Annotated in this window: 14 protein-coding genes and 2 tRNA genes; 10 read left to right on the top strand and 6 right to left on the bottom strand. The window is 40.5% G+C overall.

Translation table 11 applies throughout. The features are described from left to right. The first annotated feature begins 41 nt into the window (after nt 1-41). The 7 genes from ACT29I_RS07930 (at nt 42) to ACT29I_RS07900 (ending at nt 6,673) form a co-directional block, all read left to right on the top strand. Nucleotides 42-479, top strand: a complete 438-nt coding sequence (locus tag ACT29I_RS07930; RefSeq protein WP_430931701.1) for an ATP-dependent zinc protease family protein — start codon at nt 42-44, stop codon at nt 477-479. Continuing rightward, nucleotides 476-1,384 (top strand): 30S ribosomal protein S6--L-glutamate ligase, encoded by a 909-nt coding sequence (rimK, locus tag ACT29I_RS07925; protein ID WP_430931700.1) that lies wholly within the window; start codon nt 476-478, stop codon nt 1,382-1,384. The genes ACT29I_RS07930 and rimK overlap by 4 nt, the downstream gene beginning before the upstream one ends. Before the next feature lie 11 nt (nt 1,385-1,395). Next, on the top strand, nt 1,396-2,331 hold the full coding sequence (locus ACT29I_RS07920; RefSeq protein WP_444793151.1) for a succinylglutamate desuccinylase/aspartoacylase family protein: 936 nt from the start codon (nt 1,396-1,398) through the stop codon (nt 2,329-2,331). A gap of 431 nt (nt 2,332-2,762) precedes the next feature. Further along, complete coding sequence (locus ACT29I_RS07915; RefSeq protein ID WP_430931698.1) at nt 2,763-3,584, top strand: mechanosensitive ion channel family protein; 822 nt, start codon at nt 2,763-2,765, stop codon at nt 3,582-3,584. Further along, nucleotides 3,574-4,389, top strand: coding sequence for a magnesium transporter MgtE N-terminal domain-containing protein (locus ACT29I_RS07910; protein ID WP_444793150.1), 816 nt, complete (start codon nt 3,574-3,576; stop codon nt 4,387-4,389). The genes ACT29I_RS07915 and ACT29I_RS07910 overlap by 11 nt, the downstream gene beginning before the upstream one ends. A 19-nt stretch (nt 4,390-4,408) precedes the next feature. Further along, entirely contained in the window at nt 4,409-5,716 is a 1,308-nt protein-coding gene (locus tag ACT29I_RS07905; protein WP_430931696.1) for a magnesium transporter, read from the top strand. A 111-nt stretch (nt 5,717-5,827) separates the two neighbouring features. Next, nucleotides 5,828-6,673, top strand: a complete 846-nt coding sequence (locus tag ACT29I_RS07900) for a transglutaminase family protein (RefSeq protein ID WP_444793149.1) — start codon at nt 5,828-5,830, stop codon at nt 6,671-6,673. Between the two features lie 132 nt (nt 6,674-6,805). On the opposite strand, the gene ACT29I_RS07895 is transcribed toward ACT29I_RS07900, so the two are convergent. The 3 genes from ACT29I_RS07895 to mutS all read right to left on the bottom strand — a co-directional run bounded on the left by ACT29I_RS07895 (nt 6,806) and on the right by mutS (nt 9,827). Further along, nucleotides 6,806-6,892 (bottom strand) — tRNA-Leu (locus ACT29I_RS07895). Nucleotides 6,893-6,914: 22 nt separating this feature from the next. After that, nucleotides 6,915-6,987, bottom strand: a tRNA-Gly gene (locus tag ACT29I_RS07890). 215 nt (nt 6,988-7,202) lie between these two features. Next, nucleotides 7,203-9,827: a DNA mismatch repair protein MutS gene (gene mutS, locus ACT29I_RS07885; protein ID WP_430931694.1), complete on the bottom strand. Its 2,625-nt coding sequence runs from the start codon at nt 9,825-9,827 to the stop codon at nt 7,203-7,205. Nucleotides 9,828-10,038: 211 nt separating this feature from the next. Here mutS and ACT29I_RS07880 point away from each other — a divergent pair, with 211 nt between their 5' ends. The 3 genes from ACT29I_RS07880 (at nt 10,039) to ACT29I_RS07870 (ending at nt 12,766) form a co-directional block, all read left to right on the top strand. Next, nucleotides 10,039-11,391, top strand: coding sequence for a saccharopine dehydrogenase C-terminal domain-containing protein (locus ACT29I_RS07880; protein ID WP_430931693.1), 1,353 nt, complete (start codon nt 10,039-10,041; stop codon nt 11,389-11,391). A 666-nt stretch (nt 11,392-12,057) separates the two neighbouring features. Continuing rightward, the gene (locus ACT29I_RS07875) at nt 12,058-12,420 is read left to right on the top strand and encodes a CoA-binding protein (RefSeq protein ID WP_444793148.1); all 363 of its coding nucleotides are present in this window, start codon (nt 12,058-12,060) and stop codon (nt 12,418-12,420) included. A 13-nt stretch (nt 12,421-12,433) separates the two neighbouring features. Next, on the top strand, nt 12,434-12,766 hold the full coding sequence (locus ACT29I_RS07870) for a thioredoxin family protein (protein ID WP_430931691.1): 333 nt from the start codon (nt 12,434-12,436) through the stop codon (nt 12,764-12,766). Between the two features lie 177 nt (nt 12,767-12,943). Here ACT29I_RS07870 and ACT29I_RS07865 read toward each other — a convergent pair whose 3' ends face one another. From ACT29I_RS07865 to nrfA, 3 genes are all read right to left on the bottom strand, one after another. After that, nucleotides 12,944-14,956 carry a urocanate hydratase gene (locus ACT29I_RS07865; protein WP_444793147.1) on the bottom strand — a complete coding sequence of 671 codons (2,013 nt, stop codon included), beginning with the start codon at nt 14,954-14,956 and terminating at the stop codon, nt 12,944-12,946. Between the two features lie 161 nt (nt 14,957-15,117). Further along, on the bottom strand, nt 15,118-16,389 hold the full coding sequence (locus ACT29I_RS07860) for a hypothetical protein (protein WP_430931689.1): 1,272 nt from the start codon (nt 16,387-16,389) through the stop codon (nt 15,118-15,120). Between the two features lie 166 nt (nt 16,390-16,555). Further along, on the bottom strand, nt 16,556-18,043 hold the full coding sequence (nrfA, locus tag ACT29I_RS07855) for an ammonia-forming cytochrome c nitrite reductase (protein WP_444793146.1): 1,488 nt from the start codon (nt 18,041-18,043) through the stop codon (nt 16,556-16,558). Nucleotides 18,044-18,140: the final 97 nt, after the last annotated feature.

Here is an 18,140-nt window from a genome sequence, read left to right as displayed (position 1 = left end):
AAGTGACCGTTGAAATTATTTTAGTCCAAATGATATATTCTATGATAACAATCGGAAGAAAAGATAAAGTTGATTTGCCAGGCCTCGAGTTAAATAACATCGAGGCAAAAATAGATACCGGAGCTTATGGATGCACGCTACATTGTCATTCCATTGGATTAGTGATGAGAAATGGCAAAGAAATTCTGGCATTTAAGGTACTAGACCCTTCACATTCCCTATACGAAGACAAGGTTTTTTATTTTGAAGAATTCAGTGACAAATTGGTCAAAAATTCCGGAGGCGAAACTGAACACCGCTATACCATAAAAACCGAAATGATTGTTTTTGGAGAGAACAAAGCCTTTGATTTCTCCCTAACGAACCGAAATAAAATGAAATACCCGATACTATTAGGAAGAGAGTTTCTTACTGGTCGATTCGTGGTAGATGTCGCATTAAAAGATTTATCATTTAAACTAAAAAAAACAGAAAAATGAAAATAATAGTATTGTCACGAAACCCTAAGCTGTACTCTACGCAGCGATTAATGGAAGCAATTAAACAAAAGGGACATGAAGGAATGGTAATAGATCATCTTAAGTGCGATATTGTCATGGACGACGAGGGGCCATCTATTTTTTATTCAGGTGAAAAATTGACGGGGATTGACGCCATAATTCCGAGAATTGGGGCATCGGTTACCTTTTATGGAGCGGCCGTTGTTAGGCAATTCGAGATGATGAAAGTATTTAGCACACTTGATTCTCTTGCGCTCACCAGATCCCGGGATAAACTGCGGAGTTTACAAATTTTGTCCAGGGAAGGAGTTAGAATGCCAAAAACGGCATTTACAAATTTCAGCAAAGAAGACGATAAAATATTAACCCATATCGGAGAGGCACCTGTGGTCATAAAATTACTGGAGGGAACACAAGGCGTGGGCGTTGTATTAGCTGAAACCAATAAAGCAGCCAAATCGGTTGTACAGGCGTTTGACAGCGTAAAAACAAGAGTTATCCTGCAAGAATTTATTGAAGAAGCCGGAGGTGCTGATATTCGCGCATTTATTGTAAACGGAAAAGTAGTTGGAGCAATGAAAAGACAGGGTAAAGAGGGCGACTTCCGCTCTAACCTGCATCAAGGCGGTAATGCAACCATCATCAAATTGAGCAGGGAGGAGAAATCAACTGCGCTGAAGGCTGTCAAGAGTATGGGGCTGGCCGTAGCCGGAGTTGATATGCTGCAATCGAAAAGAGGCCCTATGGTATTGGAAGTGAATTCTTCACCTGGCCTGGAGGGAATTGAAAAGGCTACCGGTGTGGATATAGCCGGAAAAATAGTGGAATATATCGAGAGTTCAGCCAACGGTAAGAAAATTCCAAAAGATAAAGTTAAGGCGTAACCCAATTTTATATGATAATCAATAATACCGAGATACGTCCGGGAGATAATGAAAAACTGGAAGTTAACATAGCCAGACTTCCTTCTCATTCCCCAATAGACATCGTAATTAACGTGGCAAGGGCGCTTAAACCTGGTCCAGTCCTCTTATTAATTGGAGGGCTCCATGGCGATGAAATTAATGGTATTGAGATAGTCAGGCGAATAATAGAAGAAGGCAAAAATGTACCTGAAAGAGGTACAATAATCTGTATACCCATAATCAACGTATACGGCTTTATTCATTTTTCAAGATATGTACCCGACGGAAAAGATGTTAACCGATCTTTTCCGGGAAATAAAAATGGTTCCCTGGCCAGCAGAGTGGCTAATTATTTAATGAAAGATATCGTTCCTAAGATTGATTATGGTCTGGATTTTCATACTGGCGGTGCCGAACGCACTAATCATCCCCAAATAAGATGCAATATGAAAAAAAGCATTAATCAAGAATTGGCAAGTATATTTAACGCACCCTTTACGGTACATTCAGCTTACCGTCCAAAATCCTTGCGTTATGCCGCTAACAAACTGGATAAAAACATACTTATATACGAAGGCGGAGAATCATCACGTTTTGACGAATATGCTATTCAACAGGGGTTCAATGGAGCCATCAGGGTAATGAAACACTTGGGAATGACCTCATCGGAAACGATTAGCCCCGACTATGAGAACCAAATAGTTAAAAGTTCCTCGTGGATTAGGGCTCATACTTCAGGAATTTTTCAGAGTATGATTTCAAGTGGCGAAAAGGTCACCAAGAATCAGGTCGTTGGATCTATTACAGATCCATTTGGGGATTTCAAAATCTCGGTTAAATCGCCTGCTTCAGGTTTTGTTATTGGATTAAACAACAACCCCATTCTCCATCAGGGGGATGCAGTAATGCATATCGGAATTGTATAGGTTCTGAAATGGCCCCAAAATGATTAATTTTTATCATCAAATGTGAATTAGGTGTATTGTGATAAATTAACCGAGATCTGTCATTAGGAATCTGAAAAATTCTTAAATATCACCAGGTCTCAGCCTTAAAGAGGGAAACCCGGTGTAGGCAATCTCACATTGCTATGTTTAAGTAATGTTTGGATTTTTACTCATCGAATGGGCATTTTGATGAAGTCTAACGACAATATTATGATTAAATTTTAAGATTAGGGACAACATGGCCATCAAAAGATCACTAAACCAATTTTACCGATAGCCACATTGGCTATACGTTCCATTGCCAGTAAAAGTGACCAACGACTCTGGAATCCGTATTAATCTAAAATTACTGTGTAGATATTTGTAATTTTATTATATTAAAAATTGTTATCATTAATCACTACATGAAGATGAATACCATAATCAATGAAGTTAAAGAATTACTGAACAATTTAATTTCTGAAATAATTCTGCACATACCGGATTTACTGTCGGCTATTCTTGTTTTGTTCGCCAGTCTTGTGCTTGCCAGAGTTGTCCGAAAATTAATAAAAAGGTTTATCCTATACCTCCATCACTTTATCAACGACAAATTAAACAACAAGAGAGTAAATGTTGACTTACAAGGTTCAGCCAATTTTATAGCCACAACCTTTTATTGGATTATTCTATTATTTTCAGTAGCGATCATCACTCAAATTTTAGAATTAACTTTTCTGACTAAATGGTTCGATAGCCTCATTAATTATCTTCCAAATGTTATTGCAGCCCTGATCATAGTTTTTTTAGGTTTCATTGCCGGTAAATTGACTAAAGACCTTATTATTTCGCTTACTGCACACACAGTTGTAACCAATGGAAAACATCTTGGAGGCCTTACTAAATATTGCATTGTTGCGATTAGCGTAATTGTGGCTATTAACCAACTTGGAATTGATATCGCTTTTTTGACAAATATTATATCAATAATATTAGGCGCGTTGTTGTTTGGAGCAGCATTGGCCTTTGGTCTTGGTGCAAAAACTTCGGTTAGTAATATTCTGAGCTCCTATTACATTCAAAAAACCTACAAAACGGGAAACACCGTTCAAATTGGCGAAGTAGAAGGAGTAATCATTGAGATTACTGCTACCTCCGTAACACTGGACACCAAATCAGGCAAAGTTGTTATACCCGCTAAATATTTTAACGAAACAAAAACCGTCATAAAAGATATGACCCATGAAAATTGAACCATATATACTTGAGCGTTATATTGAAAATCACACCAGTGATGCATTGCTTGCCTTAGAGAATATGCCAATAGACCACATAGTCGTTTTTCTTGGATCAATTCCGTCGAATTTGGCGTGTTCATTACTGTGCCAGATGGATCGAAATAGAGCTGCCGCATGTCTGGAAAAGATTACACCTGAATTGGCTACCGTACTAATTGAACAATTGCCTATACCTAATTCCGAAATATTATTGAGACTTATTAACGTAGATTTACGGAACGATATATTGAATCAATTGCCCGAAAAAACATCCCAAAATATTCGTCAAATATTGAAGTATCCCAAAAACACGGTTGGTGCATTCCTAAATCCGACAGTCTTTACTTTGCACGAAGAGCAAACTGTAAAAAAAGCGCTGGCTAAAATAAAAAAAGAAAAACCTCATCTACCACAGCATATCTTCATTCTTAACAGGGATCAATTATTAGTTGGTCATATAGAGTTAAAGCAACTTATTACCAGTGATGAGAATACATCCATCCAAACCTTTATGAATCCTAATCCATCTAAGATTTCAGCAACAGCAAATATTTCAGCCGTTACAGACAAAGCAACTTGGACTGAATCATTGTTTGAAATACCGGTAGTTGACAATAAAGGAGTTTTTTTAGGAATAGTATCAAAAGAAGCTTTGAAAAAACATACTCCAAAAACCAGTAGTTTTGATAATGAGTTATACCAAACAGGTGCAGCACTTGGAGAACTGTACAAAATAGGGCTTGCAAGTTTTCTAAGGAATAATCCGGGAAGTACAAAGTAAAAACCGTAAAGAACGAAACATGGAGACAAAAGAAATTAAACATACGCTAATCAATAGGTTCTTGCAGCGTTTTCCTTCGGAAGCCGCAGATGTTTTAAACAAAGCTTCCGTTTCTGAAATACTTAACTATTTAAAGGACCAGCCAATAGATATAGCAAGGAGAATATTTGTTAAGCTCGACAAGGCAGTATCTTCAGCCTCTATAATTGATATGGAGGATTCTTTTTTTGTAGAACTATTCCAAGGTATGGACGCTTATCATGCGGCACTTATCCTCTCAAGAATAGGTACCGAGAAAACGGAACTAAAACTTCGACTATTGCCCGACAATCTATCCAAGGAAATAAATGAGTTAATGACCTATCCTTCTGATTCCGCAGGCTATCTAATGGATACAAAGATTTTAACATTTAATATCGAAAACTCGGTAAAAGATGTTCTAAAAAAACTTCGATTACTCAAAGACCGCAAAATTACATCCGTATATGTTATCAACAAAGAGGGACAATTAGCAGGTAAAATACCTATTCAGGTGATTGCTATTTCCTCGCCGCAAGAGCTACTGAGTGATTTAGCGGAAGAATCCAAATCGGTGCATATAATGGATCCCAGGGAAGAAATTGTTGAAATCTTTAAAGACAGCAATCTTTTTAATCTTCCGGTTGTCGATTTAGACAACAATCTACTCGGAGTTATCCGACACGACGCCTTGGTGGAGGCGACTCAACAAGATGCAACAGAAGACCTTCAGGCAATGTTTGGTGCAGGCAGAGAAGAAAGAGCGCTTTCGAAAGTGGGTTTTGCAGTTAAAAAGAGGTTGCCTTGGCTTGAAATAAACTTAGCAACGGCGTTTCTTGCTGCTGCGGTAGTTGGCATTTACGAAGATACCATTGCACAAATAACCGTGTTGGCAGTGTTTTTACCTGTTGTGGCAGGCCAGTCGGGAAATACAGGCTCCCAAGCGCTGGCAGTGACTATGCGCGGCCTCTCCCTTCGCGAAATTCGTCCGTCTCAATGGTTGAAAGTAGCCAGAAAAGAGGCAACCGTTGGTTTTGTAAACGGCATAGCGGTGGCCTTAACCACCTCGGTTATTGTTTATTTCTGGGCATCTTCTTTTGGGTTGGCCCTGATAATTGCTATTTCCATGATTTTTTCGATGATTATAGCCGGATTCTCCGGAGCCGTTATTCCCATCTTTCTAAAATCCATTGGACAGGATCCGGCACAATCTTCTTCCATAGTTTTAACCACCGTTACCGACATTGTAGGTTTTATGAGCTTCCTGGGACTTGCAACTGCATTAGGGTCTATGCTGGGTATTTTTTAGTGCCTAAAAAACACCCAATTCGTTGAGCAAATATAAGGGGATTATGCGAAATATGCCAAAGAAGAACCCGAAGCAGAAAATAAGGAAGAACTAAATTTAGATGGATCCAAAATGAAATTTAAAATCATTCACTTATCGGAATATCATTTCAGCTCCAAGGTATTTCTGGAGCCTCATTATTTAAGATTTAAACCAAAGTTTACACCCCATAATATACCTGATTCTTTTGATTTGCAAATTTCTCCCGAACCATCTGGAATATCGGAACATCTGGATGCGGAAAATAATCTGCTACATTTATGCTGGTTTGATGGGTTAGTGGATAAGCTTAGAATTAAGGCTGAATCCGTTGTTCACACATACGAAAATAATCCCTTTGGTTTTATCTTATATCCTTCGAGCTGTTTTAATTTACCTTTCGCCTATCCAGATTCAGTACAAAGTGTTTTGCGAAATGCTTTGGTTTATTCTGAGATTTCTGAAGCCCTTATTGAATACGGACGTAGAATTGAAAAACAATCCAAACACCAAACAATACCTTTTTTAACACAACTTACCAGACAAATTCACACAGATTTTACTATTGAATCCCGCGAAACTGGATATGCCTACGCAGCGGACAAAACATTTCAACTAAAAACGGGTTCCTGCAGAGATGTGGCCTGGATGCAGATCCAATTATTAAGAAATATGGGCATTGCATCGAGGTTTGTCAGTGGGTACTATTATATACCTATTGAAAATCCTGAATTTGAATTGCATGCCTGGATTGAAGTGTATCTGCCGGGTGCCGGTTGGGTTGGTTTTGATCCAAGCAACGGTATTGTCGCTGGTCATACACATATTCCGATAGCATCGAGCGTACAGTTTGAAAATACCATGCCGGTAACAGGCACCATAAGAGGTAGTGCCACTTCAGTTTTAACAATAAATTTATCGATTAAGCCATTGGATTAACAGATAAATAAACCATATTTTTTAACAGACCCAAACTTTGTGCGGGATCCGTATTTTATGCCATATGCACAAAAACAAAAAGCGCTTAAAACCTTAGTTTTAAGCGCTTTTGAATCAAAATGATATTTGATTTGGTACTCGAGGCGGGACTTGAACCCGCACGTCCTAATGGACACAAGATTTTAAGTCTTGCGTGTCTACCAATTCCACCACTCGAGCATCCTGGATTATTCATCCGGAGAGCGAAAAACGGGACTCGAACCCGCGACCCCGACCTTGGCAAGGTCGTGCTCTACCAACTGAGCTATTTTCGCCTTTTCAAACACTCTGCAACCCCTAATGCCTGTCGTTACTCGCATTTTATATTTCCTGATTGCGGATGCAAATATAGAGCATTTTCGATTACCCACAAACTTTTTTTTTATTTTGAACAAACTTTTTTTCGACCCTCTTTTTAGCCCATTGATAATCAGACAAAAATATCATAGGATATCTGGTTATAGCTAGATCTATCCATCAGAGTTATGGATTATTTGATACCTGTAAACTTTTTTATTTCATTCAACTTATTCAAAGCTTCCATCGGTGTAAGATTGTTAATATCCGTATTCGCAATCTCGTCACGGATTTGTTTGAGTACGGGATCGTCAAGCTGGAAAAAGCTCATCTGATACCCCTCCCGATGCTGACCCAAATCCGTGACAGGTTTGGAAAGGTTTCCTTTTCGTTTTGTCCCTTCCAGTTCTTCCAAAATTTCATTGGCACGGCTTACCACACTTTTGGGCATACCTGCCATACGTGCCACATGAATACCAAAACTGTGTTCACTTCCTCCACGCACCAACTTACGCAGGAAAATCACCTTGTTGTCCACCTCTTTTACGGAAACATTATAATTTTTGCAACGATCGAACGAACCTTCCATCTCGTTTAATTCGTGATAGTGGGTAGCAAACAGCGTTTTGGCTTTGGCGCGTTTATTTTCATGGATATATTCAACGATGCTCCAAGCAATGGAAATACCATCGTAGGTACTGGTTCCTCTGCCGAGCTCATCAAAGAGTATCAGACTTCGCGGTGAAATATTATTCAGAATACTTGCCGCTTCGTTCATCTCCACCATAAAGGTTGATTCCCCGGCCGAGATATTATCCGAAGCACCAACACGGGTAAAGATCTTGTCCACCACACCGATTTTAGCCGATTCTGCCGGTACAAAACAACCTATTTGCCCCATCAACACAATCAATGCGGTTTGGCGAAGCAAGGCCGATTTCCCGGCCATGTTGGGTCCTGTTATAATGATTACCTGTTGCTTCTCGTTATCCAAATAAACATCGTTGGGAATATATTGCTCCCCCGCCGGCAGTTGTTTTTCAATGACCGGGTGACGGCCCGATTTGATATCTATCACTTCACTGTCCTCAATGATAGGGCGTACATATTTATTTTGAGCCGCTATGGTTGAAAACGACAGCAAGCAGTCTATTTTGGCCAACAAGCTCGCATCCAGCTGAACAGCTGCCAGATATTCACCCAGGCTTATTACCAGATCACTGAACAACTGGGTTTCCAGTGTAAGAATCTTTTCTTCGGCTCCAAGAATCTTGGCTTCATATTCTTTTAACTCTTCCGTGATATATCGTTCGGCATTCACCAAGGTCTGTTTTCTGATCCATTCCCCCGGAACTTTATCTTTGTGAGTGTTTCTAACCTCGATATAATATCCAAAAACGTTGTTGAAGTTAATTTTAAGGGATGGTATACCTGTTCGCTCAACTTCACGTTGCACCAGGTTGTTTAAGTAATCTTTCCCGGAAAAAGCTATTTTGCGCAGTTCGTCCAGCTCCTCTGAAACACCCTCCCTTATCACGTTACCCTTATTGATTTGTGCAGGTGGGTCCGCAGCAATTTCGTTTTCTATCCTATCCCGAATGGTAATACATGGATTTAACTGTTCACCAATACCTTTCAACGTTTCGTTATCGCTATCCTCACATCCTTTTTTTATGGGCTCAATAGCCCTTAAGGCCGTTTTTACCTGTACTACTTCCCTCGGGGAAATTCTTCCCACTGCCACCTTTGAAACCAACCGTTCCAAATCCCCAACAGGGCGAAGGTAATCTTCCAGTTGTTCCTTAAAATCCGGTGCTTTAAAAAAATATTCCACTGCCGACAGGCGATCTTCAATCAGCTTTACTTCTTTAAGGGGCAGCGCCACCCATCGTTTCAACATGCGGCTACCCATAGGCGAAACTGTTCTGTCGATCACCGAAACCAAAGCGTTTCCTCCTTCGTTTACTGTTCCAAAAAGCTCGAGGTTACGGATGGTAAATTTGTCCAGCCAAACATATTTATCCTCTTCAATCCTCGACAAGCCTGTTATGTGCTGTACCTTATGATGTTGCGTTAAATCCAGATAGTGCATCACGGCACCTGCGGCAACGATGCCATATTTTAAGTTGTGAACACCGTATCCCTTTAACGATTTGGTTTCAAAGTGTTTTAATAATCTATCGTGTGAAGAATCCTCGGTAAATACCCAATCCTCCAGGCCATAAGTGTAAAATTTGTCGCCAAAATTTTCAATAAACTGTCCTCTTTTACTTTTTTCAAAAAGAACCTCCTTTGGCTTAAATCCATTTAACAGTTTGTCGATATATTCAAAACGACCTTCCGCAGTCAGGAATTCTCCGGTTGAGATATCCAGGAATGCCACCCCAGCCACATTTTTTTCCAAATGTACCGAAGCCAAAAAATTATTCTCTCTGTGTTCCAATACGTTATCACTAATAGCAACACCCGGCGTTACCAACTCTGTTACACCACGTTTTACAATGGTCTTGGTCATTTTGGGATCTTCCAACTGATCGCATACCGCCACTCTTTGTCCGGCGCGTACTAACTTAGGAAGATATGTATCCAGGGCGTGATGCGGGAACCCGGCCAGCTCAACATACGAAGCAGCTCCATTTGCCCTTCGGGTTAGAGTGATCCCTAATATTTCTGCGGTCCTTATCGCATCATCCGAAAATGTCTCATAAAAATCACCAACCCTAAAAAGTAAAATTGCATCTGGATGTTTATCTTTTATGGAGTAATATTGCTTCATCAACGGAGTTTGTACCGCCTTTTTTACTTCTTTCTTAGCCACCGAATATTATTTATCTGTTTATAACCCAAATCATTGCTCCGTTCATCATTGCTCAAGAACACTTGGTGCTGCCTACACTAATATGTTCATGTATTCACCGGACTTGAATTTTATTGCGCAAATATAAAACTAAAAATCGGTAAAGATAAAGTTTAAGCATGGGCGAATAAATATTGATTTTATAAAGAATGCATTGTATATTATGGTAGATATGAACAACACAAATCAAATACTAATATTGGGCGCCGGAAAAGTGGCCGCACCTCTTGTTAAATACCTGTTGCGCAAGAAATTCATGGTGACTGTGGCCTCAGAATTCCTTTACCAGGCTGAATTGATTATTGAAAATAATCCTTTGGGAACAGCAGTCGAATGGCATTCCGACAATCTCGATATGTTAAACTCTTTAGTAATGAAACATAAGGTTGTGGTAAGTTTATTGCCTTACCAATTACACATTTTTGTATGTGAGGCCTGTGTCCGCAACAAAAAGAGTTTGGTGACCACCTCCTACCAACAACCCGGCATGGACGAATTGCACTCCGATGCGTGCAAGAGCAACATCACCATCTTAAACGAAATGGGTCTCGACCCAGGCATAGACCATATGTGGGCTTCAAAAATGATAGACTCTATTAAAGATCAAGGTGGTAAAGTTGAGAAATTTATTTCGGTGTGTGGGGCTCTCCCATCTCCCGAATCTTTGGATAATCCTTTCAGATACAAGTTTTCATGGAGTCCACTGGGGGTAATGAAAGCGAGTTCGTCCCATGCCACATATCTTAAAGACAGTATGGTGATTGAACATGCACCTTCTGAGTTGATGAAAAACACCTTTCATCTTGTGGTTGATAACGTAGGAGAACTGGAAGCCTATGCCAACAGAAACGCACTCAAATACATTAGCTTGTACCGCATCCCTGAAGTTGAAACATTTTTTAGAGGAACCTTAAGGTATAAAGGCTGGTGCGAAGTTATAGGTGCACTGATCGATAGCGGCTATCTGTCGGAAGAGGCTTTCCCCGAAAATATAACCACCTATGCCGAATTAACATCTTATTTAAACGAAATAGAAAACATGGAGACCTTGAGGGATGATTTCGCGAGGAAATTAAAGATCGAAACGCATTCAAACGCCATCATGTCCATGGAATGGGTAGGGCTTTTCTCTTCATCGCATTTCAGTCCGTCTGCACGCAATCCAATTACCGTACTCACCAATAAAATGGTCAGCAAAATGAAAATGTTACCTTCGGACAGGGATTTGGTAGTGCTTAACCATCAAATATTGTACAAATTACCAAACGGTTCCAGAAAATTAGTAAACGGAACATTTAAAATGCTTGGGGTAGACCATGAGAACACAGCCATTGCCAGTTCCGTATCATATCCTGCTGCGCTTGCCACAGAATTGCTCGCACAAAATAAAATAGCGCGTAAAGGTATCATTCGACCCTTTTATAAAGAGATTTACGAACCCATACTTCACAAACTGGAAAAAGATTTTAAATTTGTGTTTAACGAAGTGGAGTTAGATCCCGAAAACTGGTCGTCGGATTGGTAGTATCTTACATTATTATTTAACGATGAATTGCTTCTTGAAAAATATAGGTTTGTTGTTTATTATATCAGGTGTAGCCTTGCTTTTGTCCTATACCACACAAAACCGCATATCCAATGCACACTTTATTATTGCCGGAGCTTTTGAACTCGCTGGATTAATTATCTATGTTCTAACCAATAAACATATTCAGGATAAAAATAAGTCGGACTCATGCTAGGACCGTAAATCCACTAGCCTTATATATGCACATTCTGCAATGTTTAATATGTAAGGGTTAACCCTAAGTTAGTAAATCACTATTTGCGGTAAGGAATGAAACCCATGAAGATGATGCACTACATCTAATCCACAAAAGTCCCAACTAGTTACCTTTTAAAGCCCTTGCGGATATTGGGTGATCAGAAACTAGAATACAAATATCCTACACAACGATTGCTTCAGTCATATTTGGGCGAAGATGCTCTATCTGCCGACACACAGGTTCGCTTCGTTCAGCATGACAATTAGTTATACAACTAATAGAAACGGGTATTTGCAATATAATAAATTGATAGTTTTCCTAACAACAACTGCAAGTCCCCACATTAGCGCACATATCTATACATTTGGATATATTTATATATTATATTACATTTGCTCATTCATTTTATTAAACCAGAATAAACCATGCAAAAAAAGACTTTAGTTATTGGAGCCAGCGAAAATCCGGATAGATATTCTAACAAAGCCATCAAGAAGCTAAACGAAAATAACCATCCCGTAATCGCCCTGGGGCTAAGAGAAGGCAATATAGATGATGTACAAATCACTACTGAGGTGGGTACCGAAAAGGATATTCATACAATAACGATGTATGTAGGCCCAAAAAACCAACCGTCATACTTTGATATTATTGCAGAACTTAAGCCGGAACGAATCATCCTCAATCCAGGCACAGAAAATCCTGCCTTGGAAAAACTGGCTGAGGACAATAACATTGAAGTAGTGCATGGGTGTACGCTTGTAATGTTAAGCACTCAACAGTACTAGCCATTACTTAGAAATGATAGATATAAGATCAGCACAAGGACTGAAGGAAGTATTATCAACCAACGATTTTGTGTTGGGTTATTTTTCACACGATAAATGTACTGTGTGCAAGGCATTGCTCCCAAAGGTTGAACAACTTATTGCAAGCGATTTTCCGAAGGTAAAATTAGCGTACTGCAACATTGAACATGCACCAAGGTTGGCTGCGCATGCAGGTGTATTTACTGCCCCTACGTTGATTCTTTATGTTCAGGAAAAAGAGTATGTCAGGTATAGTCGCAACATTGGGTTGGATCAACTAGCCCAATCCATAGCCCGGCCTTATCATATGCTAATGGAAAATTAATATTTGAACCCGGATTATATATTAAAGCTACGTAATGATCATTTAAATACCATAAAACAAGGCGTTGCTGAAACCAGTCAAGCAACGCTCTGGCGAGTTGAAGCAACTCAGTGAAACGCCTTGTTTTGAACCGTTGAATTACGTAACAGGATGTCTAAGGCATATGGCAGGTTAAATTTACCCGGCAAAAATTTCATCCATCAGATTATCATCAGCCATATTGGGTATGGTGACTTTAAGCTGGGGGTGTAGTGCCATGGCTCGTTTGATGGTAAATACGGCACCTTCGTTCCTCGCCCAGCTTCTCCGCGATATACCGTTATTCACATCCCAAAACAACATAGATTTCAATCTTTTGTCCGCCTCTGTGCTGCCATCAATCACCATTCCAAAACCACCGTTGATTACTTCACCCCAACCAACTCCCCCACCATTATGGATAGAAACCCAAGTGGCTCCCCTAAAGCTGTCCCCAATCACATTCTGAACCGCCATATCAGCCGTAAAACCTGAACCATCATATATATTGGAAGTCTCACGAAATGGACTATCCGTTCCCGAAACATCATGATGATCGCGACCCAAGACGATGGGAGCAGAAATCTCTCCATTTTTGATCGCATTATTAAAAGCTTCTGCTATTCGCATCCTTCCTTCAGCATCTGCATATAAAATACGTGCTTGCGAGCCTACCACCAACTTATTCTCACCTGCTTCTTTTATCCAATGAATATTATCGGTCATCTGCTGTTGGATTTCGGCCGGCGATTCCTGACGCAGCTGTTCCAGTACTTCACATGCTATTTTATCCGATTTTTCAAGATCTTTATGATTATTGCTGGTACAAACCCACCGGAAAGGGCCAAAACCATAATCGAAACACATAGGTCCCATAATATCCTGCACATAAGATGGATATCTGAATCTGCCATCAGCCTTAAAAATATCGGCTCCTGCCCTACCTGATTCCAACAAAAAAGCATTCCCATAATCAAAAAAATACATTCCCTGGGCAGTTAGCCGATTGATGGCGGCAACGTGTCTCTTTAATGATTCCCGCACCTTTTCTTTAAACAGATCAGGATCATGGGCCATCATCTCATTCGATTCTTCATAGGACAACCCAACCGGATAATACCCTCCGGCCCAAGGATTATGCAGCGAAGTCTGGTCCGAACCTAAATCTACGCGAACACCATTTCTGGCAAAGTGTTCCCATACATCTACCACATTGCCTTTGTATGCAATAGATACTATTTCTTTCTTTTCCCTGGCCAGCCTCACCCTTTCTTCCAGTTCCGTTAGGCTTTCTGCCACCTCATCGACCCAACCTTGCGAATGGCGGGTATGCAATGCCTTGGGATTAACTTCTGCTGTAACGCTTATACATTTGGCAATATTAGCGGCTTTCGGTTGCGCTCCACTCATACCTCCCAACCCTGCAGTGACAAACAACCTTGGCGTGCCAGAATCCAGTCCTGCCGCAAGTTTCCGAATAGCGTTTAACACTGTAATTGTTGTACCATGAACAATACCCTGTGGGCCGATATACATAAACGAGCCGGCTGTCATCTGTCCATACTGGGACACCCCTAACGCATTGAATCTTTCCCAATCATCGGGTTTTGAATAATTAGGGATTACCATCCCGTTGGTCACCACAACTCTTGGTGCGTTAGGGTGTGACGGATAAAGTCCCATGGGATGCCCCGAGTACATCACCAATGTCTGTTCATCGGTCATGGTAGCCAGATATTGCATGGTCAACAGATATTGCGCCCAGTTTTGGAAGACTGCCCCGTTCCCTCCGTAAGTGATCAATTCGTGCGGATGTTGCGCTACCGCACAATCCAAATTATTACATATCATCAACATAATGGCAGCTGCCTGCTTGCTTTGATGCGGATATTCATCTATATGCCGTGCTTTCATCTCATAGTCGGGACGGAAACGATACATATAAATCCGACCATAGTCCCTTAACTCTTTTAAAAATTCAGGAGCTAATGTCTTATGGTGATTTTCGGGAAAATATCTCAGGGCATTTTTAATCGCTAATTTCTTTTCCTCATCCGTAAGAATATCCTTGCGAACCGGAGCATGATTTATCGTGTCATCATAGTTCTTTTTCGCTGGCAGCGTATCGGGAATCCCAGCCAATATCAAAGACTTAAATTGATTAATATCCATGGTGTGCTTCTTTTCAATTTACACACCAAGATAGCAGGTTCGATCCTCTTTAAAAATGATAAAACACACCACTAGCATCAAGTCAATTGTAGAATGAAAAAAGTGACAATCTTGCAAAAAAAAAGGAATTACAAGAAGGGGCATATGTGTTGGTGCATTAATTACTTAATAAAAGTAGGCTTAACGGTTAACATGACATAAGCCCATTGCTGGAAAACTTCATGGTCGCCGCCTTTTAAATACTGCATATTTTCCGATGCAAACATGGTTGACCACCCAAAACTAAAATCCACCATGGGTTTAAATGCCCATTCTAACGACAAATCTATTTCCGTTCCTAATCCTTTATCTGCATTAGCAGACTGTTTGGCGGCAGTTGCAAAATAATGGATATGTCCTCCAAAGGTAAGTTTATCTACCTTATGCGTTACTTTAGCATAAATATCAACTAAACCTTCATCCCTATCTAAATGGTTTCCTACATAAAAATAATCCATAAAACCATTAAATTTATGGTTAGTACCATAAAACGGCGAGAAGGACTTATTTTTATCGTTGTCTTCATCGTATCCTGTACCTGATAAAATTTCAAAACCACCAGTAATTCCTGTCTGTTCAGATATTTTACCAGAAACCTCCAGCATTACGTTGTACGCACTTAAATCTCTGTCAGAACCATCTTTACCCGTTTGCAAATAAGCATTGGCGGCAACGGTCACGGCATCAAGCCCTGTAACAAATCTCCCCCCAAAGGTTTGACTATATCTCGTACTCTGCGTTTGGTTATCCGCAGGGTCTTTAGGATCACCAATACCGTTATTTAAAAACAACAAGCTAAGCATTGTGGCATCCCACTCTTCGTGAGCCCAGACAAACTGCATTGATTTATAGGCATCATCACCGTTAAAATGGTTATTATACAGCTCATCGTTTTGATGGAAGGCAAAACCAGCATGAATATCCCATTCTCCTTTATATTTAAAAAGAAACATATCGTGAGAGCGGGCTTGCTGCGCCCAACCCACACTACCAAATATTCTATGATCGTCATAAATCACCTCCTGACGTCCTGCTTTAAGACTAAACTCCTCATTAAATAATACCTCAGCCCACGCTTCGTGTATTGACACAGCCATATCTTCATTTTTAACCAGTTGCGCTTGACTCCCCCATTGACGAACATCCTGCAGCACCAGCTTGGTTAGTACATATTCATTCTTAAACATACCGTTTAAACGGGTGCGCTGGGTGGTAATTAAAGAAGCATCCTGATCTTCCACAGCCAATGTCTTGTAGCCATGGTTAAGTTCTGTACGAGGTCTAAATTCTCCGCTCAGTGTGAACTGAGCATCCATCATACATGGCAACATAAAACAAAGTAACACGCTTAAAGGGATAAACTTTAACATGTGAATTGGGTTAGACTTTTTCATGATCGTTGATTTTTCGGGTTAATTTCAAACAGTACCTTACAAATCATATTCCGGTAGAGTTTGATTTGCAAGGTACGTAATGTGCCACAAACAGTTAATGAAGTTTTAAAAAAGCAACAGTTATTATAGAAGGACAACCATTGCTTAAATATATTACGTATTGATACTACCAAGATTTTTCGCGAGCCTGTGCTTCCTTAATCCACTGAGGAACAACATTTTCTTTAAACCTCTTCTTTTCCTGGTATAATTGGACCATATCCAAACCTACAAACTTTTGCGCTTTGGCCTTGGTTGAAATATCCGGATAAGGCACTTCTTTGTTATGCCCGAGTTCTGCCAATAATCTGGCCAATTTAACCCGTGTTTCCTGGGCTACATCTATTCCGGTCCCAATGACCCTGCCAATTTCAACTGGCGCATGGAATGATCCACCATGACTGGCTGCCGCATAATCCCAGCGCCATTGGGCGTGACGAATTCCCATCAAGATATCTTTCATTTGTGTTTCTGTCGCACCCAGGTCCCATGCTTTTTTCGCTTCAACATGTGCTCGAACCACCAACTCTTCCAACTTATCTCGGTTTTCTATAATCCGATCCTGGTTAGCGTACACATTGGCTATTAAGTTAGCAGTTTCCTGGCGGTGACAAACCTGACAGGAGTTAGCCACATTATTGAGCGGTGATTGAATTTTGTGATCGGTAAACTTCTGACCGCCTTCGCTTTTATATGGCATATGACAATCGGCACACGAAACACCTCTATCAGCATGAATACCTGTCAAAAACACCTCATATCCGGGATGTTGGGCTTTAAGCATGGGTGCCTTACTTAATTTATGCGTCCAATCTGCAAACGCCATTTCGTCATAATACTCCTCCATGGCCTCAACGTTCATCCCCTTATCCCAGGGAAAGGTTAAGTAGTTTGCACCTTCCACTGTTTTTTTGTTAAAATAATATTCCACATGACATTGTGCACAAACCAGCGAACGCATCTCCTGGTGCGAGGCTTTGGTAATATCCTTACCCTGACGCTCAAACGCCTCAATTAATGCCGGACGGGTAATCCGCAAATTCATGGTTTCCGGATCATGACAATCGGCACATCCGATAGGATTGACCACCTCAGCACCTAAGCGGGCCCATTTCCCCTTATAAAATTCGGCCACACCGTGCTCGTTCATCAATCGGGGAACATCAGGACTTTTGCATGTCCAACAGGTGGAAGGCATTGGTCCCGTTTTTTCATCCTCCGGCCCCCCGGTTCTTAGTGTATTCACCACATCGGTTACCGCATAGTAATGTCCCCTACCCTGATTATAATCTTTTGAAAAACCGTAACCAGCCCACAACACCACCAACCGCGGATCCACCTCGAGCATATCGATCATGGCACTACCGTTATATTTGCTGGCAAAAGTAGTATCCGAAGTTTGATAATACGACTGAAATTCTCTTGGATAGTTCTCCCCCCAAACTTCGTTCCTTGGCTCAAATTCCGAAAGCTTAGCTTTGGGGACATTAACAAACGAAGCTTCAGCCCTGCGCTCGACAATAGAAGAAGCTAAAAGTCCTAACAAGAAAACCACTATTACCGTGGCAAAAAATATTAACCATGCTAACCATGGACGTTTATCAAACAATTTCATCTTATTAAAATTTAAGTTTATTAAGGTAATCGATGGAACACACCGGCATTGATCTTCTTTTAAAAGAATCATTGCTAAAGGTTCGTTTCATAGGATA

This window comes from Saccharicrinis sp. GN24d3 (genome assembly GCF_052400645.1).
In the GTDB taxonomy this organism is placed as follows: domain Bacteria; phylum Bacteroidota; class Bacteroidia; order Bacteroidales; family Marinilabiliaceae; genus Saccharicrinis.
This window is presented reverse-complemented; position numbering and strand designations above follow the sequence as displayed.